This window comes from Flavobacteriales bacterium, from assembly GCA_020635855.1.
In the GTDB taxonomy this organism is placed as follows: domain Bacteria; phylum Bacteroidota; class Bacteroidia; order JACJYZ01; family JACJYZ01; genus JACJYZ01.
Window position 1 is genome coordinate 183,625 of record JACJYZ010000004.1, and the last position, 22,603, is coordinate 206,227.

Below are 22,603 nucleotides of genomic sequence, written 5' to 3' on the forward strand. Positions count from 1 at the left end.
AAGCGAAATTAAAATTGGTTGCGGGCGCTTTGGCAGTTCTCCCCACTGTTCCCGTTGCATCATTCTCCCAAAGCATCACCCAACCCAAAGATGCTGACAAAACGGAGTTCACCGTTGAACAATTCAACGACTTCGATGCAATTTTCATTGGCAAAATTACTGCGGTGGAAGAAGTGGACAAGGGCTTCTACCTGAAGATCTCCTTCCAGCCTTCAAAGGTATTCAAAGGTTCTTCTGCAGGCCCCATCACCGTATATACCCCTTCCCAAAAAACACACGGATGCGGCATCAAGGCCTTGGCAGGTGAATCCTGGCTGGTCCTGGCCGAACCCGAAACGGATACCCCCGATCGTCTGACCACATCTTACTGTGTTGGAAGTTCGAAAAAGCTAACCAACAACCCTGTCATCAAAGAGATTGAATTTCTATCCGAACAGCGTGGAGGCTACTTCGAGTGGAAGTATGCAAACGGCAAAGTCGGAGGCCGCGGAGAAATGGTTGAAGGAAAACCCAACGGAGACTGGGAATACTACTATCCCGATGGGTTTTTGAAGAGCAAGGGTATATACACCAATGGCCTGAAGGAAGGAGAATGGTCTTACTACGGTCCTTCCAAACTGCTCTATAAAATGAACAATGACCTTGATGTACTGAAAAACATCATGGACAGTTTATGGCTTACACCCACCACTGCCAAACACCTTGCCGAATCCGGCAACTATAAACTGGAACCGGTTTATGAAGATACCTCCAAACACCAGGTTAGCAGAAGAGGTGAAGTTAAAAAGGTGGCACACTATAAAGACGGCCGCCCTGACGGAAAAAACATCACCTACTATGACAATGGCCAGATAGAAAAAGAAGAGAATTATATGAATGGCCGCCTGCACGGTACCTACATGACCTATTATTCCAATGGTCAGGTGAGCCGCGAGGGCAACTATTCCCAGGGGATCCCAAAAGGCAAATGGGTCGATTACAACAAAAATGGATCTGTCAGGCACCAGGCTGTGGATGCGATACCCGCATACCGGGCCACAAAAGACGGGATGGTCCCGATAGTCGAAAAAAAGACTAACGGAGCAACCTCTATGAAGTAGAAGGCCGGGGTTGCTCCCCAGGACCTTCAGACTGCAACCCGATTAGGGGACTCTTCTCAAATTAACTTCTTCGCTTTTTTCGCTTCAAACTCTTTCAGGTAGAAAGGCGTGTAATAGGCAGGGTCTTCAAATTCGGCGGCATGCCATTTGCGCAATGCCGTTTCGATCATGTCTTCCGCGATGGGATATACATCCGCCAGCCATTCGGCCTGCAGCCACTGGTCTCCGAAAGCTTCCCGGCATTTCCGCTCACCATCTCCGAAAAACAACACATTTCCCTTTTCACGGAATCCCAGTAGATAATCTTCCTGCACCACTTCTGCACGAACATCCCTGCAACGCATTCCGGATGTATCATACACGGCGGCATATACCTCCATGCGACGGGCATCCAGCATCGCACATAGAAATTGTACATCCGTCAATCGTTGCGGATGGTTCTTTAACACATGTGATACCATTACCTCATGCGTGGGAACCGAAATCAGCGGAATACCCAACGCATAGCAGAGCCCCTTTGCCGTGGCCACACCGATCCGCAATCCGGTATAAGAACCCGGACCGGCACTGACGGCCACCGCGTGCAACCCGGATGGTTCGACCCCAGCATCTTTCAATACTTCCATTACAAAACCGGTAAGCTTTTCTGCATGGGAGAACTGTCTGTCGATGTGGGATTGGGTTGTAACCAGTTCCAAACCGGAGGTCAATGCCACCGAGCATGCCAAACCGGATGTTTCCAGATGGAGGATCCGGGGGGTGTTCGTTTGGTCATTCACCGGGCTTACTTTTCGGAATTGTCGAACAAAGACTCTTTCGAGACCTTTTCAACGAGATCCTGGTCTTTAAGCAGTCGTGAGATCGCATTGTAAGGTGCAGATATCACCTCATCCCCTTCCTGCAATCCTTTGGTAATTTGGATGTAGGTGTTGTCCTGGATGCCTGTTTCCACTTCCCGCATCACCGCCTTGCCGTCTTGCAAAAGAAATACATACGACTTGATGTGCACCGGTTCTTTTGCCTTTTGCTGATCTTCTTTCTCCTTCTCTCCTTCTTCCGGTGTGTCATCCCCGGGCACACGCCGTTTGCTGCGCAGCATGGTGCTGTCACGGGTGGTCACACATTGAATGGGCACTGTAAGTACATTGTTGGCTGACTCCGTGCGGATCTCCACCGTGGCAGACATACCTGGCCTGAAAGGAGAGTAATTGGCCTCTTTGCCTTTTGTGAGTGCCTTATAGGATTCCGGCAGAATCCTGATCTTGACCTGGAAGTTGGTAACCTGGTCCATGCTGAGTCCCTGCGTATTCGCAGAATTGGCAATTTCGGTAACAACACCCTTGAACGTTTTATCCAGGTACGCATCCACCTCAATATCAGTTGTGTCTCCCAGTGTCACCCGTACGATGTCATTTTCATTCACCTCCACATTCACCTCCATCGCATCCAGGTTGGCGATACGCAACATTTCCGTTCCGGCCATCTGGGTGGTTCCCACTACCCTTTCTCCCTGTTCTATGCTCAGGCCGTACACGGTTCCGGAAATAGGTGCGAATATCTCTGTCTTGGCGAGGTTGTCACGGGCTTCCTTCAAAGCAGCTTCTGCACTCCTCACGGTGAACTCTGCTGCATTCACGTTTTCCTCTGCTGCACGCACATCTGCGGAAGCCGATTCAAAAGACGCTACCGATGCGTCGAAGTCGGCCTGGGAAATGGCCTTTTTATCCCACAACACCTTGTTGCGTTTGTGGGTGAGCTCTGTATTGATGAAAGCGGCCTTTACCTGTTCCAGTCGGGCTTTTGAATTGGCAAGGTTCGCACGGCTTGTATTCAGGGATGCCTCCATGCGTTCCACAGCCGACCGGTATACATCCGGCTTGATGACTGCAATGGGATCATCCTTTTTCAGCATCTGACCTTCCCGGACAAACAGGGAAACGATCTCACCCGATACATCCGGACTGATTTTCACTTCCGTTTCAGGCTGGATCTTGCCATTTGCAGAAACCGACTCGATGACCGAACGCATATCAGCCTTTTCCGTCGCTACCTTCAGCCCTTTGTGTTGTCCGATCACTCCGGATTTCCTTCCTACAATTGCAAAAAGGACCAGAACCACCACGGCACCCAGCAGAATGTATAACAGTTTTTTTGATTTCATGACCAGGTCAAACGGTTAGAATGCATATCAGAATGTCAATGGTTTACCGGCATAGTAATCCACGATTTTCAGTTTGAAAAAGTAGTCGTACTTGGCCTGTAGCAGATCGGATCTGGATTTGGCCAACCTGTTCTTTGTTTCGATATAGGTCACCGCATCCACCAATCCCTGTTCGGCTTTCAGATCGGTGTACCTGAATGCTTCCTGCAGGGCGTCTGTGCTCTTCTGTGATGCCCGGAATTTGTTGTATGCAGCCGTGGCATCCGCTACAGCCTGCTGCACATCTTTCCTCAACTGATTTCTGGCCTGCTCTTCATTGATGTGAGCTTTCTCCAGGGTGATTTTCGCATTGCCAACAGCCGTGCGGGTACGCCACCCGTTCAGGATCGGGATGGAGAGATAAAAACCGATGGCCTTACTGAAGTTCTGATCGATCTGGTCAGAGAAAGGGGTGATTTCATAGGTACTGGAATAGCTGGGCACCAATACTTCCTGCCCACCCGATGTATACCCGATGGTATCCACGCCTGTGAGGGTGATATCTTTTAACTGTTGACGGGCATCGGAATAACCCGATCCGTAAGAAGCGCTGACCGACAGGGTGGGGCTTTGCGCACCCCTGGCCATGGCAAGGCTTTTTTCCGCACCCTTCGTCCGGTATTCCGCCGCAGCAATTTCCGGTAAGGTTTGTGCGGCCTTCTCGGACAATACCGTCGGATTTTCCAGGATGGGCGCTACGTTGTCTACATCCAGCTGTGGCTTCTCGATACTGAAGCCGTCGGTTGAAGGCAATTCCAACCATTGCGCCAGGTTCAGGTATGCCATGTCCAGCTGGTTGCGGGCATTCACTTCCGCCAGTTGATCCAGGGCGAGTTGTGCCTCCATATCCAGTTCGTTGCCTTTGGCGAGGGCACCTGCACCCACGAGGTTGCGGGTACGTTCCAGTTGTTTCTCGGAATAGCTGACCTGGTCACTTGCGGTAGACAACAACTCTTGTGCGAACAATACCTGCAGGTAGCCATTGACCACAGCCAACACAATGTCGTTGCGGTTTTTCTCCAGATCTGCCTGGTCCGCCAGGTGGGTGTATTTGGCTTTTTGTACGTTGTTGATGTTTTGAAACCCGCTGAACAGGGTCACCGACGAACTCAATGAGAAACTGTTGGAACGCACCCTGTCGGTGATGAAGCTGTTGGTAAAGGGATCTACCGTACGGCCGAAATTATAGCTTTGGGAAGCATTGCCATTGAGTGTTGGCAGGAGGCTGATCTTGCTTTGCAGCAGGTTGTTCTCTGAAAGGCCGGCATTCAGTTCCCCCTGACGCAACTGAAGGTTGTTTTTCAATGCCTGGTCTATGCATTGCTGGAGTGTCCATGTGGTTTGCGCATGCGATGACAAGGCCGTGAATAGCATAACGGCGAGCAGGCACTTTAGCATCAAAGTGCACCTGTATGTAAAGCGTAAACGGGGGCTCAAGACTTACTATACCTCTGATAAAACCATCCAAAGGTAAAGAAACCAAATTGAATGGTAGAGGCGCAATTGTTAAAAGAAGTTATCGCTTACGGCGTATAGTTGAGGTTGGGCGACAACCAGCGCTCCACATCCGCCACGGGCCAGCCTTTTCGAGCGGCGTAGTCCTCCACCTGGTCTTTGCCGATCTTGCCCAATCCGAAGTACCGGCTTTCCGGATGTGAGAAGTAGCACCCGCTTACCGAGGCCGCAGGGTACATTGCAAAGCTATCGGTCAGTTTCACACCAATCCGGTTTTCGGCATCCAGCAAATTGAATATGGTGGCTTTCTCGGTGTGATCCGGGCATGCAGGATATCCGGCCGCAGGGCGTATGCCCTTGTAGGCTTCTTTGATGAGTTCTTCATTGCTGAGTTGCTCACCGTTAGCATACCCCCAGTATTTCTTCCTCACCTGTTCGTGCATGTATTCCGCGCATGCTTCCGCCAGGCGATCGGCCAACGCTTTGAGCAAGATCGACCTGTAATCATCATGTTCTTTTTCGAATGCCTTCAGGTGCGGCTCAATGTTCAGTCCGGCCGTTACGGCAAAAGCTCCCACATAGTCGGTCTGGTTGTTGCCCTCAGGAGCCACCAGATCCGCCAGGCTTTTGCTGGGTTGGCCGGTTGCCTTTTTCGTTTGCTGCCTCAGGAAATACAGTGTGGCCAATTTCTCCTTACGGGTCTCATCTGTGTACAGCACCACATCATCTCCTTTCGCTGCAGCGGGCCATATGCCGACAACGGCCTTGGCCGTCAGCCATTTCTCGGCAATGATCATATCCAGCATCCCGTTCGCATCATCCAGCAGCTTCCTGGCTTCGTTGCCTACTACGGGATCTTTAAGAATGGCAGGGTATTTTCCGCTCAATTCCCATGTGGCGAAAAACGGGGTCCAGTCGATGTACTTACGAAGCACATCCAGCGGAATATCTTCCAACACTTCCGTTCCGAGAAGTGCGGGTTTCACAGGTTGATGACCCTCAGCAAACAGATCTTCCCGATTCTGTCGTGCCTGGTCCAGCGTGATGATGTCTTTGGCCGTTTCCCTTTTTTTGTACTGCTCCCGCAGTTCATTGTATTCTTCTCTGAAGCGGGCCGCCGCATTTTCCTTTTGTTGGGGATTTGTCAGGTTTTCCACCACGGTTACCGATCGGGAAGCGTCCAGTACGTGTACGACCGGGCCGCTGTAATTCTCGTCAATCTTCACAGCGGTGTGCACCCTTGAAGTGGTGGCGCCTCCTATCAGCAACGGGATGTTGAATCCTTCGCGTTCCATTTCCTTCGCCACATGCACCATCTCGTCCAGGGAAGGTGTAATCAAACCGCTCAGGCCGATCACATCCACATTTTCCCTGCGGGCGGTTTCGAGGATTTTCTCTGCGGGTACCATCACACCCATATCGATGACCTCGTAATTGTTGCAGCCAAGCACAACACCCACGATGTTCTTCCCGATATCATGCACATCGCCCTTGACCGTCGCCATCAACACGCGGCCGTGAGACTTCCTTTGACCGCCTTTTTCCGCTTCGATGAAAGGCAGCAGGTATGCCACCGCTTTCTTCATCACACGGGCGCTCTTGACCACTTGCGGCAAAAACATTTTACCGGCGCCGAAAAGGTCGCCGACCACATTCATGCCGTCCATCAATGGCCCTTCGATCACATCCAGCGGGCGTTTGGTGGATTTCCTTGCCTCTTCCACGTCTTCTTCCACAAACTCCGCCACACCATGTACCAGCGCATGCGCCAGGCGATCGGCCACGGGTTTCTCGCGCCACGACAAATCCTTTTCCTGTTTGCGGGCACCATCATTCTTAACGGTTTCGGCAAATTCCAGCAGGCGTTCGGTTGCATCCTCCCGGCGATCCAGCAGCACATCTTCCACTTTTTCCAGCAAGTCTCTGGGTATATCGTCATACACCATCAGCATGCTCGGGTTCACAATGCCCATGTCCATGCCTTCCCGGATGGCGTGGTAAAGAAAAGCGGAATGCATGGCTTCTCTCACGGTATCGTTGCCGCGGAAAGAAAAAGATACGTTGCTCACCCCTCCGCTGACATGTGCACCGGGCAGGTTTTCCCTGATCCACCGGGTGGCCTGAAAGAAGTCGAGCGCATTGCGGCGATGTTCTTCCATGCCGGTAGCCACCGGAAAAATGTTGGGATCGAAAATGACGTCTTGTGGCGGAAATCCTACTTCATCCACGAGGATGCGGTACGACCGTTCACAGATTTCTACCCTGCGTTCGTATGAGTCGGCCTGCCCTTTTTCATCGAAGGCCATGACAATGACTGCAGCTCCGTAGCGACGGATGATGCGGGCCTGTTGTTTGAACTTATCTTCACCTTCCTTCAGGGAGATAGAGTTTACGATGCCTTTCCCCTGCAAACATTGCAGGCCGGCCTCGATGATTTCCCAGCGGGAGGAATCCAGCATCACGGGCACACGGGCGATGTCGGGTTCCGCAGCCACCAGGTTCAGAAAGCGCACCATGGCTTTCACGCCATCAATCATGCCTTCATCCATGTTGATGTCAATCACCTGGGCACCGCCTTCCACCTGTTCACGTGCTACTTCAAGTGCCGCTTCGTAGTTGTTCTCCTGGATGAGCCGGAGAAATTTCCGGGAACCGGTCACGTTGGTGCGTTCACCCACATTCACAAAGTTGGATTGCGGGGTGATGGTCACGGCCTCCATTCCACTCAGCGTGAGATATGGAATGTTTTGCCATTTGTACTGGTAAGTTCCTTTGTAATCAGGATGCAAGCTCATGTGCAATTTCATTTGACTTTCTTGGGGAATAGGTAGCGGCCAGTTCTGCAAGTGCGTGAATATGACCGGGTGTGGTGCCGCAACAGCCACCGATGATGTTGATCAGTCCCTGATCCAGGAACACTTTCACCTGCTCAGCCATCTGCGCCGGTGTCTGATCATATGCACCGAATTCATTGGGCAGGCCGGCATTCGGATGTGCACTCACTGCGCAGGGTGCCTGGTGACCCAACACCTGGAGGTAGGGATACAGTTGTTTGGCGCCCAGTGCACAATTCAATCCGACACTGAGTGGGCGGGCATGGAGCACCGACGCCAGGAATGCTTCCGTGGTTTGTCCGGAAAGGGTTCTGCCGGATGCGTCGGTGATGGTACCGGAAATCATGACTTCAATGTGGGCATATTCCGGGTGTTCATCTTTGAACTCGGAAATGGCCATCAGGGCCGCTTTGGCATTGAGCGTATCAAAAATTGTTTCCACGAGGAATGCATCCACTCCACCTTTGGCCAGGGCCTCCGCCTGCTGACGATACGCGGTTTTCAGTTCGGCAAACGTCACGGCACGGAAGCCGGGATCATTCACATCGGGAGAGATGGATGCCGTGCGGTTGGTGGGACCGATGGACCCGGCTACGAACCTGGGTTTATGAGGTTCCTTGGCGGTCCATTCATCCGCTGCCTGTCGGGCGATTCTGGCAGATTCCAGGTTGATGTCATCCACCGCTGATTCCAGGTGATAATCGGCCTGCGCGATGGTGGTGGCCGAGAATGTATTGGTTTCAGCGATGTCGGCGCCCGCAGCAAAGTAGGCGTCGTGGATTTCCTTCAACACATCCGGCCTGGTGAGCGCCAACAGGTCGTTGTCACCCTTCAACGGATGGGGATGGTCTTTGAACCGATCACCTCTGTAGTCTTCCTCGGTAAGTTTATATTGCTGGATCATCGTTCCCATGGCACCGTCAAGCACCAGGATGCGTTTTTCCATTTCGTTTCTGAGTTTCGTATGCATGTTGCTTCGCAAAATTTTACGCAAAAAAAAATCTCCACCTTTATCGGAAGAGATCAATAAGCGCCTTGCTTGGGTTTAGCTTATCTATCCCCTCCTGAGGGGCTGGACGGAGCACCTTTTCCCCCTGCAGTTCGCACTACACGGATTGGTTGCCAAGACTTCAACGGGCCAGATCCCTCAGTCTTTCTTGATAAGCAATTGGGTCTTCCTATGCCGAAGACCTTCAAACAACTGACGCAAAGGTATTGCTAATGTTAGAAAATCCAAAGATTTCAACATTTTCACACCTGATGGATGCATTCGGAGGTCCCGGAAAAACAAGAGACTATGTGGGGGGCGTTACTGCTCCTTACGGAATTTCGCCGCCAGTGATTTTCTGAAGAACAGCACACCCAGCAGAGTCAGCATGATGTAGGGTACGGCCATCAGATAGAGAATACCTCCATTCAGGCCATCTACCATGCTCCCGCCAGACGAAGAGTTGCTTTCAACAATGGCCTTGCACATGGCACATTGGGCAACAGCTTCACCAGACCAAAAAATAAGAATCACCAGAGAAAACAGGACGCCAACAGTGATTTTTTTCATGATGTTTTTTTCTCAGGAACAAAGGTATAATTATTTCAATTCCTGGCTTCTTTTTGGAAATATCTTCAGGTAATGGTTTAGGTCCCCATTCACCTCCTTACATGCCTCAGAATGGGTAATACGGAGAGATAAAGATGTACACCAGAACACCTGTTACAGTTACGTAGAACCACAACGGCCATGTCCATCTGGCAAGTTTGCGGTGCTTGGCGTCCTGGCGTTTCAATCCTCTAAAAAATGTCATGAGAATGAAGGGCAGCACACCCCCTGCCAGCACAATATGTGAGGTAAGAATAACCAGGTAAACCGGCCTCAGTGGATTGTCTTCGGGAAATTTGGTTTCCACTCCGAAGGCATGGTAGGTGACATACGAAAGCAGGAACACGGCAGACAGCACGAATGCGGTGATGTTGCACAGTTTGTGTATGCCAACTTTTCCCCGGCGAATGGCGGCCAGTGACAGCACCAGCAGGATGCTGCAGGTGCCGTTCAGTGTGGCATTGAGCAAAGGTAGTCGCGTGGCCCAGTCGGGCAGTGTTTTGGCCGGCGACAGGGTATTGAGGTAGGCCACCAGACCGAATACCACCACGGATAAGGCAAGTATCCCGATCCATATTTTTTTGTCTGCAGAAGTTGTTGCGCCTGTGGGTTGCAATGTGCTCATTCTTGTTCCGGTGATTGGTAAAACTTTTCAAGTACGCGGATCTCATCGATCAACCTGCTGACCTCAACCGAGTCGGTGCCGTCATAAATCCCACGGATGTGCCTTTCTTTGTCGACCAGCACGAAATGATTGTCGTGGATGAACGGATCCTCCGGTGTACTGCCTTCCAGCGCATTCATAAAATACCCTTCCATGGCAAGCTTGTACAGGTCTTTCTTCGGACCGGTCAGGAATTGCCATTTGCCTGGTATGGCCTCATGCAATTCCGCGTACACTTTCAATGCCCCTACCGAATCGTTGGCAGGATCCACGGTATGTGACAACATCCTTACATCTTCATCTTTCGCATAGGCATCCTGCACGCGTTTCATCTGGTGGGTCATCACCGGACAGATGCTGCGACAGGTGGCATAAAAGAAATCGGCGACATAAATATGGCCGAATACATCCTTTCCGGTAACCGTATCACCACGTTCATTGACGAGTTTGAAATCGGGTATGGTATGGTAGATGGTGTCGGCTTCGCCGGTTTCGGGGTTCACTTCCGTGCCCAGCCTGGGTCCGATGTAAGGCAATGGTGCCAGGTGCACGCGGTTATGAAGAAACAGGAAATAGAATACAAAACCACTGAATACGACCAGCATCATGATGATGCGCTTGGTCCAAACGGAAGCGGGTGATGGTTGCATATAAAAAAATGCCGGCCTGATTGAACAAGCCGGCGGTTATGTTAAATGACCCACATAACGTTAGCGGTACAGACTGTCCAGCAGGTGCACGTGGGTAGATTCGGTTAAGCAGATAAAAATGAGATACAGAATGAAGAGGACGTACGGCATGAGGATCACCATGCGAATGCTTTTCCGTTCATCACCCAGGTGCATGAACACCATCACAATGTAACCGGCCTTGACCACGGTAAGGCCGATGAAGATCAGCTTCACGGCTGTCCATGACAACCAGTGCATTTCCGCATAATAAACGCCCAGCAATACTTCAATGACAGTTACCAGCGTCAGGATGGCTGTCACTTTCCAGATCTTTTTCCGGATCTGTACACCCGCTTCTTCACTGTGATGTGCGTCCAGCGAGTATTCTATGATATCGTCTCTTTCCATGTTGGATTCTGAATTAACGGTGATGGCTTACAGCAGGTAATAGAAGGTGAATACGAACACCCATACAAGGTCCACAAAGTGCCAGTACAGACCTGTCTTCTCCACCATTTCATAATGACCACGTTTGTGGTAGGTACCCATGGCCACGCCAATCAGGATGATGATGTTGATGACCACACCGCTGAATACGTGGAAACCGTGGAAACCGGTTACAAAGAAGAAGAAGTCGGCATACTGGGGCAAACCGTATTCGTTCTCGGTCAGGTTGGCCCCATGAATCTCACGTCCGCTGGCAATCAAAGTTTGTGCTTCCGCACCGGTAACTTTGATGCGTTCGCCATCGGCATCACGATAAGGAAGTGTTACTGCGTCTTTGGTTTCGTCGGCCCATTGAACCACTGTTCCGTTGGGAACATATACTTCTCCGAGTTGCACCGGACGTTCGATTTTCAATGCACCATGCTCGCTGCCTTTGATGTAGTTGGCCCACTCCCATACCTGAGACCCCAGGAAGAAGAAACCTCCTACGACGGTCAGTGCCAGCCATAGCGTTACTTTTTTCTTGTCCATGCGGTGACCGGCTTCTACCGCCAACACCATTGTCACGGAACTCACAATCAGGATGAAGGTCATCATCGCCACATACAACAGAGGCAGGTGTGTGTGCCCTGCAAAAGGAAAGTGATAGAATACTTCTTCACTCTTCGGCCATACATCTCCGAAACGATGCCGCATGTAACCCAGGGCTGTTAACAGACCGCCGAAGGTCAATGCATCCGAGATGAGGAAGAACCACATCATCATTTTGCCATAGCTCATGCTGAATGGCGACCGGCCTCCGCCCCATAATACTTTCGGGTCAATTGCTTGTGAAACTTCTCCTGACATAGGTTACTTTTTCGAGGTTAGCGCATGTAAAGTAAAAACAAAAATAAATAAATCCACAAACCATCCAGAAAATGCCAAAAGATGGCTGTCAATTCCAAACCGAGCGTATGCCCGGCGTAATACGATTTTCTGCGTGCTTGCATCCAGGTCACCAGCAATGCACCCAGGCCTCCCACAAGGTGCAACAGGTGCAAACCCATCAGCACATACAGAAAGGATGCAGAGGCGTCATTGCCTGAGAAAAAGACATTGTTCTTTACCAATATCACCCAGGACTCCCATTGCAACCCGGCGAAGGCCAGGCCGAGAATCAGGGTGGCCACCACGTAAGTGACCGTGGCGGAGAAGTTGCTCTTTTTGGCTGCGGACAATGCCCGCGACATGGTAAGGCTGCTCAGGATCAGCGTGGCGGTGGAATACCACAACGTGGAAGGGAAAGCAAATGAGAACCAACCCGGTTTGTCACTCACCACCATCGCACTGGTGAGGCCTGCAAAAATCATCACCATGCTGACAATGGACAACCACAGCAACGCCTTCTTGGGGTGCAGCTTGTATGATTGTTCCTGGTTTTCCATGCTAGTTGCGATCATATTTTATCAAGGATAAGGGCGATCTGCACCACGGGCAGGTAAAGGAATGATCCGAACATCAGTTGCGTTGCAGCCTTGTCCATACCGGTGATATGCAAACGAACCGCCTGCATTACAAACAACACGCCGGTCAGCCCCACTATAACCGCAGATATTTGTCCGGTCACACCGAACATGTAAGGCAACAGGCTGATAGGCAACAGACCGATGGTATACACCATGATCTGAAAGGAGCTTTGCTTGCTTCTGCCGGCCAGTGAAGGCAGCAACATGAAACCTGCTTTGCGGTAATCGTCATCAAGCACCCAGGCGATTGCCCAGAAATGCGGGAACTGCCAGATAAACTGGATACCGAACAACAACCAGGCACCCAGGCCGAGATGACCGGTTGCTGCAATCCAGCCTAATAGCGGTGGAATGGCACCCGGAAACGCACCCACAAACACTGCGAGGGGCGAACGGCTTTTCATGGGGGTATAGGCCAACGTATACAGTGCAAGGGCCACGGCACCCAATGCACCACACAGCGCGCCAATCCATATCCACAAGATACCGACACCGATCAATGCCATCGCAGATGCCAGCATCAGGCCTTCCCACACCATCATCCGGTTTTGTGGCAACGGACGGTTTGAAGTCCGGGTCATGAGGGCATCCGAGCGACGCTCCATCACCTGGTTAAATCCATTGGATGCACCCGTCACCAGGAAACCACCCACCAACAGGAGCACCAGGCGAACCGGGTCAATGTCTTCCGACGCCAACAGGAAACCCGCCGCCGCAGAAAACACCACCGTCAGCGACAGCCTGATCTTCATGAACTGGAGATAGTCCTTCATTCTTTCCGCCCAGGGCCTCGCCACCGTGGGGGAAACAGAACCCAATGCCAGGGTGGTATTATCCTTCATTTGTGCGTGATTGGTGCATTGAAATGCGGCGCAATTTTACCAAATATTTGGGGGATGGACAAACATCTGACGCATATTTGGATCAAGCCGGAAAAGGGAAAGGCAAGAGGGCTAAAAATCCAGATAGCGGGAAGGCCACCATGAAGACAGGCCCACCTGCACAAAAAACATTTGCTCGGATTGCGCCGGCTGGCGGACCGACCGAAAATAAAATCTTCCGAAAATGTTCAGTCCGGAAACCGGATTGAGAACACGTCTGCAGGTACTTTCCACCGCAAACAAGGTGGTTCGGATACCTTGCCCCACATGATTTCCATACGTGTCGGGATAGGGCAAGAAGATGTTCCGCCCGAAATTCGTGCCTGTAGAATCGTCCCCGTACAGGGCAAAGGACACGCCTCCTGCAAACGACCATTGTTTCTTGTCATACCTGACCCGGGTCAGTCCTTCCACAAAATTCGCCCGAAGGGGATGTGCCAACGCTTCGTTGAAATGAGCATAGTTCTGAAGCGGGTGATCGGTGATGTTTTGTTGCGGGGTCACATGTGTGTATGTGTACGGTCTGACATAGTTCCCTTCCAGCCGGATCGACATGTTTTCTTTCCCGAAGACATCGGCCTGTTTCCATCCGGCCTGCACACCTTGTTTGTTGCTTGACCAACCGTTCCAGGCACGAACCTTCACCAGGTAAAATTCATCCAGGCAGAGTTGACCATACAGGTATGATTTCTTTCCGGTGTACACCCGCAGGTTAAGACCCATCAATGCATTGTCCGGCGATCCCAGTGAAAACTCAACAGGCCGGTAGAAGATCACGGGATTGAGGTAGTTGATATCAAATCCCCGGGGCCCGTACATGTCATCATTTTGCCATACAATTGCTTCGAAAACACCCACGTCTACACCCGAACAAAGCCGCCAGTCGAGATAATGTATGGCGGTGAACTTTCCGCGGAACAGGTCCCTATCTCCATTGCTACCCTGTATATCTTCCAACCTTGCGAAAAGGTTTGTATATGTCAGGTGCCACACATGGGTCTCCAGCCTGACAAAAGGGTAAGGACTGGCATTGTACGACAGCAACAGGGAACGGTAGCCATCCCCGATGAAGTGCTTGCCTTTACCTGCTTCCAATCTGAAAATGTCCGAAGGTTGCCAGCTGAACCTGAGGTTGGTGGTGCCAAACCCTATCCATTTCCGGTCCAGGGAATCTGCATAACCCAATCCCGGATAAACCTGAAAAAGCCTTCTGAAATCTTCCAGGTAACCGGGCAGTGCCGCCTCTCCCTTCACTCCTTCCCATTCAATGCCCCAATGTGCACTGCCTGTACGTAAACGAAAACCCGCCACCCATTCCGGACCATGCTCGGCCGGAAGTGGTGCATCCAGTTGAAAAACGGGATCCAGCCTCACCCTGAAGTTCCCCTGGTTCCATGAGAATAAACTTCCCGGTTTCCAGGGCAGTTGTGCTCGCACACCGTTTTCAGACAAGGTATCTCCGGCTTTTTCCAGTTCGGACAGGTTGGACCGAACGGGTTGAAAACTGATCTGTGACCGGTTGGAACGACTGTCCCACAGCGTCTCCCTACCGATTCCCCAGGGGCCCTCCTTCATTATGGATACTGGTTGCCCGAAAGTCAAGTCAACCAACAACAACTGCAGGCCAATGCATATAAGCAGAAAAGAAAAAACAGGAAATGGCAAACGCCGGATACCCATCAGGAAGCCTGGGGTTTGGGAAACTTAACAGAGCGCTTTCTCAGGAGAAGCGGCACAAAAACCAATGCTGCCGCAACAACCGCCAACAGAATCAGCGCCACACTGGGATCCAGGCCAGCCATAAAAATGGCAACAAAGATCAGGCATACGTTCACAATGTAGATAAGCAGCGTGGTCTGACGTTGGGTCAGACCCGTATCAATCAACCTGTGATGGATGTGGTTCTTGTCGGCCGCGAACGGTGAATTTCCGTTGATGGCCCGGTAGATGAAAATCCGCAGGGTGTCAAACAAAGGATACATCAGCACTGCAATCACGAATACAGGTTTCGAGATCATGGCAAAGCTGGTCTGCAATGTACTTGTGTCATATTCAATCAGCTTGATGGCCAGGATGGAAACAATCAGGCCGATGGTCAGTGAACCCGAATCACCCATGAAGATCTTGGCCGGGTAGAAATTGAAGATAAGGAATCCCAGCAGCGCACCTCCCAGTGAAAAAGAAAGTGCGGTCAATACCTGGTCGCCTACAAGGAAAAACCAGATGCCGAATGAGAGGCAAACGATGAAACCTACCCCGGCTGCCAAGCCGTCTACGCCGTCAATCAGATTGAAGGCATTCACAATGACAATGTACGTGAACAATGATAGGATGATGCTTGCCCAGTCCGGCAGTTCGTACACGCCAAATAAGCCATACATACTGGTCAGTCGCACGTTGGCCATCAGCACCAATACCAAACCCACAATGATGTGGGCGATCAGTTTCTTCATAGGTGCGGTTCCGATGATGTCATCCTTGATACCGATGAAGAACAGCAGGATAATGGTGGCTACTATGTACTTCAGGTCGTTGGTGGATTCCAGCAGTTCTTTATAGGTGTCTATTTTTCCGGCAGGGAACCACAACGCAAATGCAAAAAGGGCGGCTGCGAATATGATGATGCCTCCAATGGTGGGGATGCGGCTCTTGTGCAACTTTCGCTCGTCATTGGGTTCATCAACGAGGTTCTTCATTTTAGCCACAGTGATCAGCGGAGGGGTGGCAAACAGTACGACAATAAAGGAGGTTACAAAACTAAAGATGACAGTATCCATCGGACGCTTGATTCTGGAGGCGATGCAAAAGTAGGCAAATTTACTAGGCCGTCTTAATACGAAAATGAACCTGGCAATGTTTCGGCCGGATCAAAAATCATCATAAAAATTATCCAGATCTGTATGCAAACCAAAGATAAACAGAGACGCTGACCGCGTTTCCGTATCGTTTTTCAAATTTCTTGAGAACCATCCCACGAATACATTCAGGTTGGTGGTCGGATTCACCAGGTAAGAAAGTGTCAGCCGGAGGTTGTTCACACGTGTCCGTTCTCCCTGCAACAGGGTGTTCCCGAAAGATAGCAACCCCCGTTGGGCATCGAAGTCAGACTTGAAGATATCATGCCCGTAGTGTTGCGCCGATGTGCTGTCTGCACCATATACCGATGTAACAAACCGGCATTCCACACCCAAGTCGTGCCATCGGTAATTGGCAATTACAAGCTGCTCGCGAAAGTTGGCTCCGAGCGGATGGGCCAGGGGTTCGCCGAAATGGGTGTAACTCTGCTGAGGGGTTTTATGTCCATAAGTATACGGCCTGACCTGGTTCCATTCTCCCTGGAGGTGCAGGTTTCTGACACCCAGCAAATGATAGGCATGAAAGCCCAACTGATACCCTTGTTTGTTTTGAATAAATCCGCTTGTGGAACCACCGCTCTGCAGATCCTTTTTGCGGCTGATATTTAGGTCATCAATCACACCCTGACCGTACAGCACCCAACCTTTGGCAACTTTGTATTTAAGGTTCAGTCCGAGGATCGCGTTATCCGGTGACCCAAGGGAAAACTCCACGGGCCGGAAGAAGATGATCGGATTCAGGTAATTGATGTCGAAACCCCTGTTCCACGTTGAGTCTGATGCTTGCCAAAGGATGCCTTCGAAAAAGCCCAGCTGCAACCGTTGGCATACATTCCAACTCAGGTAATGAAAGCTACTGAATTTCTTCCTGTATCCGCCCTCATAGGAATGGGGTGCAAATGTTCCGTTCTGGTCATCAATATTCTGGAAAGATGCAAACAGGTTGGTGTATTGAATCTTCCATATCTGGGTGGTTATCCTGAGGTAGGGGTAGTTGAAGGCTGCGTCGGATAAAAGCAGCGACCGGTATCCGTCACCTATGAAGTGTTTCCCGTGGCCAAACTGCAGATTGAAGTACTTGCCGGCATCAAGTGAAACATATCCTGAGGCCATGGCATAATCAAAGCCGGTTCCTTTGAAATCTTTCACCGCACCATGTCCGGGAACCACCCCGGCGGATTTTATGTATTCATCCAGGTAGTCGGGTACCCTGGCCTGATTTTCCCGGAAATCAGAATAAAAGGTAACTCGATTGCCAATGCGCCCATGAACTGCAAACCCACGGGTATTGAAATACACCACTGAATCGGTTTCTCTTTGCCTTCCGCCGTGGAAATCCATCAACGGATCTATGGTCAGCTGAAAGTCTGTTGTGTCAACCTTGATCAGGCTTTCATAGCGTATTTTCCGCATGAAACCACCAACGTCACCGGCTTGTTTGGTCCGGTATGAAATGGCATCGGCTGCCACCGAATCTACATTCACAGCCTTATTCAGGAATGTCTGGACGTAGGGATGGAAACCGGTATGGAAATCGGTGGAAGGATCTTGCAGAACAGGTTCCAGCACCAGGTTATTCGACCTGCCGAGGTAATTAAACCGTTGCTGGGCCACCGACATCCCGGTTGCCATGCACGTCAGCACTGCAAGTGCTGTTAATGTATTTACGCATCTACGGAAGCGCGACTTCCCCATTGCTGATCAGTTGGTAAACACTTTTGATACCCTCCTCCAGAGGTATGCGATGTTTCCATCCAAGCTTATGCGCTTTTGACACATCCATCAATTTTCTCGGCGTGCCGTCGGGTTTGGATGTATCGAAAATCAATTCTCCTTTAAAACCAACGATATCCTTGATCATAAGCGCCAGGTCTTTGATCGAGACATCTTCACCGGTGCCAACGTTCACGAATCCGGCTTCATCAAAGCGATCCATCAGGAACAGGCATGCTTCGGCCAGGTCATCCACATGAAGGAATTCACGTTTGGGGGTACCGCTTCCCCACACCGTCACCTGTTTCTTACCATTGATCTTGGCTTCATGAAACTTGCGCAGCAACGCCGGCATCACGTGTGAATTCTGCAGGTCGTAGTTGTCGTTCGGACCATACAGGTTGGTGGGCATGGCACTGATGAAGTGCGAACCGTATTGTTTGCGATACGCGTCACACATCTTCAGTCCTGCAATCTTAGCGATGGCATAGGCCTCGTTGGTGTATTCCAGCGGGCCTGTCAACAACGCGTCTTCGGGAATGGGCTGTGGTGCCATTTTGGGATAGATGCAGGAAGAACCCAGAAACAATAGTTTCTTTACCTGATTGCGGTGGCTTTCGTGTATCACGTTTGCCTCGATCATCAGGTTATCATAAATAAAATCGGCGCTATACGTATCGTTGGCATGGATGCCTCCTACTTTGGCAGCAGCCAGGAAGACGTATTCAATGGACTCCGACGCGAAGAAATCAGCTACCGCCTGTTGGTTGCGAAGATCGACCTCGGAAGACGTTTTCAGTACCAGGTTTTCATACCCTTCGGCTTTCAACTTTCTAACGATGGCCGAGCCCACCATTCCACGATGGCCGGCAACAAATATGCGGCCGTCCTTATTCATAGTAATTCATCACCTTGTGTCCACCGTCCATCAGGTACTTGTCGCGCTTGAACAGCTCCACATCAGCTGTCACCATTTCCTTTACCAGGTCCTGGAACAGGATTTTGGGTGTCCAGCCCAGTTCTGCTTTGGCTTTGCTGGCATCTCCCAACAAAAATTCCACTTCCGTTGGCCGGAAATACCTGGGATCCACGGAAACCAGTTCCTTACCGGTTTTCTTATCTATTCCCTTTTCATCCACACCTTTGCCTTCCCAGGCAATTTCAATGCCGACTTCCCTGAACGCAAGCTCGGTGAACTCACGAACCGAGTGTACTTCACCTGTGGCCAGTACATAGTCTTCGGGTTTATCGGCCTGTAACATCAGGTACATGCCCTCGACGTAGTCGCGTGCATGGCCCCAGTCACGCTGCGAGTCAAGGTTTCCAAGGTACATCTTATCCTGAAGTCCCAGGGAGATCTTGGCCACCGCACGGGTGATCTTGCGGGTCACAAAAGTTTCTCCGCGGATCGGACTTTCGTGGTTAAAGAGGATTCCGTTGCACGCATACATACCATATGCCTCGCGGTAGTTTTTGGTGATCCAGAATGCATACATTTTGGATACCGCATACGGACTGCGAGGGTAAAACGGAGTGGTTTCCTTCTGGGGTGTTTCCTGCACCTTTCCGTAAAGTTCCGAGGTGGATGCCTGGTAGAACCGCACTTTGTTTTCAAGTCCTAGAATACGGATGGCCTCAAGCATACGAAGTGTACCCAACGCGTCGGCGTTGGCCGTGTATTCGGGTGTTTCGAAAGAAACCTTCACGTGCGACTGCGCAGCCAGGTTGTAAATTTCATCAGGTTGTACTTCCTGGATGATACGAATGAGGTTGGTGGAATCGGTCATGTCTCCGTAGTGAAGGAAGAAATCCACCTTCCCGTCATGCGTATCCTTGTAGAGGTGATCCACCCGCTCCGTGTTGAACAATGAACTGCGGCGTTTGATGCCGTGTACTTCGTAACCCTTCTTCAGGAGCAATGCCGCCAGGTATGCCCCGTCTTGTCCTGTAACGCCTGTAATGATCGCTTTTTTTCGCATGTCGATTAAATTTTCCGTGCAAATCTACGAATTAATGACGGTTCCGCTTTCCACCAGAAACCATTCATTTCTCAAGTTCTGTTTGTTGTATGGCATGATGTCTTTCGAGGGCCAGTTCACCACCCTTCCTCCGGAAGCTTCCACAATGGCCTGTCCTGCCGCCGTGTCCCATTCCATCGTAGGAGCAAAACGCGGATAGTATTCGGCACAACCTTCTGCCACCATGCAAAGCTTCAGCGAACTGCCGATTGACAGCACTTCCACTTCGCCATATTTTACTTTCATTTCATCCATGAATGCCTCGGTCTCGGGCGACATGTGGGAGCGGCTACCTACCAATGTCACGGGGCGTGTGCCGCGATCCACAGGCAACCGGATTCCATTTTCCACCAGACCAGTCAACAGATCCGTTGTGATGGATTCCGACATGATCTTTTTCAGCCCTTCCACCTTGAAGCCACCGATGGACCTATTTCCGAAGTACAACACGTCGGTTACCGGCACATAGATAACACCTGCAATGGGTTTCTCGTCATGGATCAGGGCGATGTTTACGGTGAATTCTCCATTTCGTTTTATGAATTCTTTGGTACCATCCAGCGGATCCACCATCCAGAAGTATTCCCACCGATGACGTTCTTCGAAAGGGATGTCACTCCCTTCCTCACTCAGCAAGGGCAAACCGCTGTCTAGCAATTGGGCTTCGATCACCTTGTGGGCACGACTGTCTGCCTCGGTTAGCGGACTCCGGTCGTCTTTCATTTCAACGGCAATGGGCCTTCCATACACATCGAGGATTTCGTCAGAAGCTTTTTCGGCCGCCCTGATGGCCAATTGGGTTAGTTTGTTCAATTCGTTAACGTCCATGTGCTGTATTAAAGTTGGTAGGTCCAGGTGAGCACAGCTGCACAAACAAGTGCATACATGATGGTAAGCGGGGCACCGTACCTGAAAAAATCCTTGAATGAATAACTACCCGGTCCGTATACCATCAGGTTGGTCTGATAGCCTACCGGTGTGATGAAACTGGCCGCCCCGCCGAATGCCACCACCAGAATGAAAGGCGGAATGGCCAGATGCAGTGTTTCCGCCATCTGAACAGATATGGGAAAAATAAGTGCCACCGCGGCTTTCGTGGTGATGAAGGCCGCCAACAGGTTGGTAACGATGAAAATCGAAAGGAGGATCATAAATGGTCCCAACGACCGGGCCATGGTTGCCATGCCACCTGAAACAAAGGCCGCCGTTCCGGAATTGATCATTGCTTTACCGAAAGCGATTCCCAACGCAATGAGCATGATCAACTCAAAGTCGATGCTTTTGCGGATTTCATGAGATGGTACCACGCGGATCATGAGGCCAATGGCAAGTACAATAACCAGCCCGGTGAACATCGTAAGCACATGCAACATGGAAAGCACAATGGCCAGCACCACCCCCGCCAGCACCAACAAAGACTTCCACAGTACCACATTCTCCTTTTCCTGCAGTTGGTTGATGACATAAAATGCCGGAATATTAGCTGTTCGTTTTACAAAGTCTTTACCACCCAGCACCAACAGGGAATCTCCGGCCTGCAGCGCCACCTCGCCGATTTTGCCTGACAATTTTTCACCGTTGCGATGTACGGCCAGGATGGCTGCATCGTATTTTGCGCGGAAGTCGGAATCCTTGACCATCTTACCGATCAGGTTCGAGTTGTGAGAGATCACCACTTCCACGATGTTGGCCTTTCCACCTCCAGGAACCTCACAGGCTTCGGGAAGGGACAGACCAAGCGAAGGTTGCGTGAGTTCTTCGATCGCGTCGGTTGCACCTGTAAAAATCAACTTGTCTCCAACTTCCAGCACTTCATCCGGAGATACCGGGGCCCGTACTTTTTGCTGCCTGACAATCTCAATCAGGAACAACCCTTTCAGGTTACGCAAACCGGCGGCTCCCACACTTTTCCCCACGAGGCGGCTGCCCGACTGCACCACGGCTTCAACAAAATAATCGCGGCTGTGTGCCACGAAGTCCTCTACCGAATCTTTATGATCGGGCAGGATCCTGCCTCCGAAAAAGATCATATACAATACGCCCAGAACCGTGGTCGCAAGGCCGACCGGTGCGAAGTCAAAAATCCCCAATGACGGATAGCCGGCCTCCACGGCCAGTCCGTTCACGATCAGGTTGGTTGATGTGCCGATCAAGGTTATGCACCCCCCAAGGATGGCTGCGAACGACAAAGGCATGAGCAACTTGGAAGGCGATATACCGCTTTTCCTTGACCATGAATCCACAAATGGCATCATCATGGCAACAAGCGGGGTGTTGTTGAAAAAGGCCGACAACGAAGCAACGGTAACGGTAAGTCTTGCCTGGATAACAGGCAGCGACATGGATTTACCCATCATGTGCACCAGGAGTGATTCCACCGCAGACGCCTTGCGAATCATGTCGCTGATGATCAGCAACAGCACAATCACGGCCAGTTGCTCGTTGGCAAAACCGTGCAGGGCCTCTTCCGGTGAAATAATGTTGCATGCCACCAGGGCCACCCCTGCAATAAAAAAGGTGATGGCAGGACGGAACCACTCAAGGTAGAGGCTGAGGAGCAAAAAGCCCACAATGAGCAGCATCAGAATGATCTGAAAATGAGGCATGGCGGATCCTGGTTTCGGGTGCAAAAGTAAGGATTGGGATCGGATTCCCCCCTT

Annotated in this window: 20 protein-coding genes and 1 riboswitch; of the genes, 1 reads left to right on the forward strand and 19 read right to left on the reverse strand. The window is 50.9% G+C overall.

All coding sequences use genetic code 11. The annotated features are described in order from the left end of the window. Nucleotides 1-29: 29 nt before the first annotated feature. A complete protein-coding gene (locus H6585_12840; protein ID MCB9449218.1) occupies nucleotides 30-1,100 on the forward strand; it encodes a hypothetical protein in 1,071 nt (356 codons plus the stop codon). A gap of 56 nt (nucleotides 1,101-1,156) precedes the next feature. On the opposite strand, the gene tsaB is transcribed toward H6585_12840, so the two are convergent. The 19 genes from tsaB to H6585_12935 all read right to left on the reverse strand — a co-directional run bounded on the left by tsaB (nucleotide 1,157) and on the right by H6585_12935 (nucleotide 22,549). Further along, on the reverse strand, nucleotides 1,157-1,879 hold the full coding sequence (gene tsaB, locus H6585_12845) for a tRNA (adenosine(37)-N6)-threonylcarbamoyltransferase complex dimerization subunit type 1 TsaB (GenBank protein ID MCB9449219.1): 723 nt from the start codon (nucleotides 1,877-1,879) through the stop codon (nucleotides 1,157-1,159). A gap of 5 nt (nucleotides 1,880-1,884) precedes the next feature. Continuing rightward, complete coding sequence (locus tag H6585_12850; protein MCB9449220.1) at nucleotides 1,885-3,261, reverse strand: efflux RND transporter periplasmic adaptor subunit; 1,377 nt, start codon at nucleotides 3,259-3,261, stop codon at nucleotides 1,885-1,887. A gap of 27 nt (nucleotides 3,262-3,288) precedes the next feature. After that, nucleotides 3,289-4,698 (reverse strand): TolC family protein, encoded by a 1,410-nt coding sequence (locus H6585_12855; GenBank protein MCB9449221.1) that lies wholly within the window; start codon nucleotides 4,696-4,698, stop codon nucleotides 3,289-3,291. 125 nt (nucleotides 4,699-4,823) lie between these two features. Further along, nucleotides 4,824-7,550, reverse strand: coding sequence for a methionine synthase (gene metH, locus H6585_12860; protein MCB9449222.1), 2,727 nt, complete (start codon nucleotides 7,548-7,550; stop codon nucleotides 4,824-4,826). Beyond that, nucleotides 7,534-8,559: a homocysteine S-methyltransferase family protein gene (locus tag H6585_12865; GenBank protein ID MCB9449223.1), complete on the reverse strand. Its 1,026-nt coding sequence runs from the start codon at nucleotides 8,557-8,559 to the stop codon at nucleotides 7,534-7,536. Before H6585_12865 ends, metH begins: the two co-directional genes overlap by 17 nt. A 77-nt stretch (nucleotides 8,560-8,636) precedes the next feature. Then, a riboswitch (SAM riboswitch) is annotated at nucleotides 8,637-8,756 on the reverse strand. Between the two features lie 142 nt (nucleotides 8,757-8,898). Then, nucleotides 8,899-9,147, reverse strand: a complete 249-nt coding sequence (locus H6585_12870) for a hypothetical protein (GenBank protein MCB9449224.1) — start codon at nucleotides 9,145-9,147, stop codon at nucleotides 8,899-8,901. A 106-nt stretch (nucleotides 9,148-9,253) separates the two neighbouring features. After that, nucleotides 9,254-9,811 carry a DUF420 domain-containing protein gene (locus H6585_12875; GenBank protein ID MCB9449225.1) on the reverse strand — a complete coding sequence of 186 codons (558 nt, stop codon included), beginning with the start codon at nucleotides 9,809-9,811 and terminating at the stop codon, nucleotides 9,254-9,256. Continuing rightward, the gene (locus H6585_12880; GenBank protein ID MCB9449226.1) at nucleotides 9,808-10,455 is read right to left on the reverse strand and encodes an SCO family protein; all 648 of its coding nucleotides are present in this window, start codon (nucleotides 10,453-10,455) and stop codon (nucleotides 9,808-9,810) included. The genes H6585_12875 and H6585_12880 overlap by 4 nt, the downstream gene beginning before the upstream one ends. Nucleotides 10,456-10,560: 105 nt before the next feature. Next, complete coding sequence (locus H6585_12885) at nucleotides 10,561-10,929, reverse strand: cytochrome C oxidase subunit IV family protein (GenBank protein ID MCB9449227.1); 369 nt, start codon at nucleotides 10,927-10,929, stop codon at nucleotides 10,561-10,563. A gap of 27 nt (nucleotides 10,930-10,956) precedes the next feature. Beyond that, nucleotides 10,957-11,817 (reverse strand): cytochrome c oxidase subunit 3, encoded by an 861-nt coding sequence (locus H6585_12890; GenBank protein ID MCB9449228.1) that lies wholly within the window; start codon nucleotides 11,815-11,817, stop codon nucleotides 10,957-10,959. Nucleotides 11,818-11,834: 17 nt separating this feature from the next. Next, complete coding sequence (locus tag H6585_12895; protein MCB9449229.1) at nucleotides 11,835-12,410, reverse strand: cytochrome c oxidase subunit 3; 576 nt, start codon at nucleotides 12,408-12,410, stop codon at nucleotides 11,835-11,837. Further along, the gene (gene cyoE, locus H6585_12900; protein ID MCB9449230.1) at nucleotides 12,407-13,318 is read right to left on the reverse strand and encodes a protoheme IX farnesyltransferase; all 912 of its coding nucleotides are present in this window, start codon (nucleotides 13,316-13,318) and stop codon (nucleotides 12,407-12,409) included. Before cyoE ends, H6585_12895 begins: the two co-directional genes overlap by 4 nt. Before the next feature lie 111 nt (nucleotides 13,319-13,429). Then, the gene (locus H6585_12905) at nucleotides 13,430-14,932 is read right to left on the reverse strand and encodes a hypothetical protein (GenBank protein MCB9449231.1); all 1,503 of its coding nucleotides are present in this window, start codon (nucleotides 14,930-14,932) and stop codon (nucleotides 13,430-13,432) included. 104 nt (nucleotides 14,933-15,036) lie between these two features. Continuing rightward, nucleotides 15,037-16,134 carry an undecaprenyl/decaprenyl-phosphate alpha-N-acetylglucosaminyl 1-phosphate transferase gene (locus tag H6585_12910; GenBank protein MCB9449232.1) on the reverse strand — a complete coding sequence of 366 codons (1,098 nt, stop codon included), beginning with the start codon at nucleotides 16,132-16,134 and terminating at the stop codon, nucleotides 15,037-15,039. 90 nt (nucleotides 16,135-16,224) lie between these two features. After that, entirely contained in the window at nucleotides 16,225-17,844 is a 1,620-nt protein-coding gene (locus H6585_12915) for a hypothetical protein (protein MCB9449233.1), read from the reverse strand. A gap of 40 nt (nucleotides 17,845-17,884) precedes the next feature. Next, nucleotides 17,885-18,823, reverse strand: coding sequence for a GDP-L-fucose synthase (locus tag H6585_12920; GenBank protein ID MCB9449234.1), 939 nt, complete (start codon nucleotides 18,821-18,823; stop codon nucleotides 17,885-17,887). Continuing rightward, a complete protein-coding gene (gmd, locus tag H6585_12925; GenBank protein MCB9449235.1) occupies nucleotides 18,816-19,904 on the reverse strand; it encodes a GDP-mannose 4,6-dehydratase in 1,089 nt (362 codons plus the stop codon). Before gmd ends, H6585_12920 begins: the two co-directional genes overlap by 8 nt. A 24-nt stretch (nucleotides 19,905-19,928) precedes the next feature. Next, complete coding sequence (gene cysQ / locus H6585_12930; protein ID MCB9449236.1) at nucleotides 19,929-20,771, reverse strand: 3'(2'),5'-bisphosphate nucleotidase CysQ; 843 nt, start codon at nucleotides 20,769-20,771, stop codon at nucleotides 19,929-19,931. Between the two features lie 8 nt (nucleotides 20,772-20,779). After that, nucleotides 20,780-22,549 (reverse strand): SLC13 family permease, encoded by a 1,770-nt coding sequence (locus H6585_12935; protein MCB9449237.1) that lies wholly within the window; start codon nucleotides 22,547-22,549, stop codon nucleotides 20,780-20,782. Between the last annotated feature and the right edge of the window lie 54 nt (nucleotides 22,550-22,603).

What these genes read in the sequence shown, in the direction of transcription:
- H6585_12850 (MCB9449220.1), bottom strand. Translation starts at nt 3,261, where the DNA reads ATGAAATCAAAAAAACTGTTATACATTCTGCTGGGTGCCGTGGTGGTT.
- H6585_12855 (MCB9449221.1), bottom strand. Translation starts at nt 4,698, where the DNA reads ATGCTAAAGTGCCTGCTCGCCGTTATGCTATTCACGGCCTTGTCATCG.
- metH (MCB9449222.1), bottom strand. Translation starts at nt 7,550, where the DNA reads ATGAGCTTGCATCCTGATTACAAAGGAACTTACCAGTACAAATGGCAA.
- H6585_12865 (MCB9449223.1), bottom strand. Translation starts at nt 8,559, where the DNA reads ATGCATACGAAACTCAGAAACGAAATGGAAAAACGCATCCTGGTGCTT.
- H6585_12870 (MCB9449224.1), bottom strand. Translation starts at nt 9,147, where the DNA reads ATGAAAAAAATCACTGTTGGCGTCCTGTTTTCTCTGGTGATTCTTATT.
- H6585_12875 (MCB9449225.1), bottom strand. Translation starts at nt 9,811, where the DNA reads ATGAGCACATTGCAACCCACAGGCGCAACAACTTCTGCAGACAAAAAA.
- H6585_12880 (MCB9449226.1), bottom strand. Translation starts at nt 10,455, where the DNA reads ATGCTGGTCGTATTCAGTGGTTTTGTATTCTATTTCCTGTTTCTTCAT.
- H6585_12885 (MCB9449227.1), bottom strand. Translation starts at nt 10,929, where the DNA reads ATGGAAAGAGACGATATCATAGAATACTCGCTGGACGCACATCACAGT.
- H6585_12890 (MCB9449228.1), bottom strand. Translation starts at nt 11,817, where the DNA reads ATGTCAGGAGAAGTTTCACAAGCAATTGACCCGAAAGTATTATGGGGC.
- H6585_12895 (MCB9449229.1), bottom strand. Translation starts at nt 12,410, where the DNA reads ATGATCGCAACTAGCATGGAAAACCAGGAACAATCATACAAGCTGCAC.
- cyoE (MCB9449230.1), bottom strand. Translation starts at nt 13,318, where the DNA reads ATGAAGGATAATACCACCCTGGCATTGGGTTCTGTTTCCCCCACGGTG.
- H6585_12905 (MCB9449231.1), bottom strand. Translation starts at nt 14,932, where the DNA reads ATGAAGGAGGGCCCCTGGGGAATCGGTAGGGAGACGCTGTGGGACAGT.
- H6585_12910 (MCB9449232.1), bottom strand. Translation starts at nt 16,134, where the DNA reads ATGGATACTGTCATCTTTAGTTTTGTAACCTCCTTTATTGTCGTACTG.
- H6585_12915 (MCB9449233.1), bottom strand. Translation starts at nt 17,844, where the DNA reads ATGGCAACCGGGATGTCGGTGGCCCAGCAACGGTTTAATTACCTCGGC.
- H6585_12920 (MCB9449234.1), bottom strand. Translation starts at nt 18,823, where the DNA reads ATGAATAAGGACGGCCGCATATTTGTTGCCGGCCATCGTGGAATGGTG.
- gmd (MCB9449235.1), bottom strand. Translation starts at nt 19,904, where the DNA reads ATGCGAAAAAAAGCGATCATTACAGGCGTTACAGGACAAGACGGGGCA.
- cysQ (MCB9449236.1), bottom strand. Translation starts at nt 20,771, where the DNA reads ATGGACGTTAACGAATTGAACAAACTAACCCAATTGGCCATCAGGGCG.
- H6585_12935 (MCB9449237.1), bottom strand. Translation starts at nt 22,549, where the DNA reads ATGCCTCATTTTCAGATCATTCTGATGCTGCTCATTGTGGGCTTTTTG.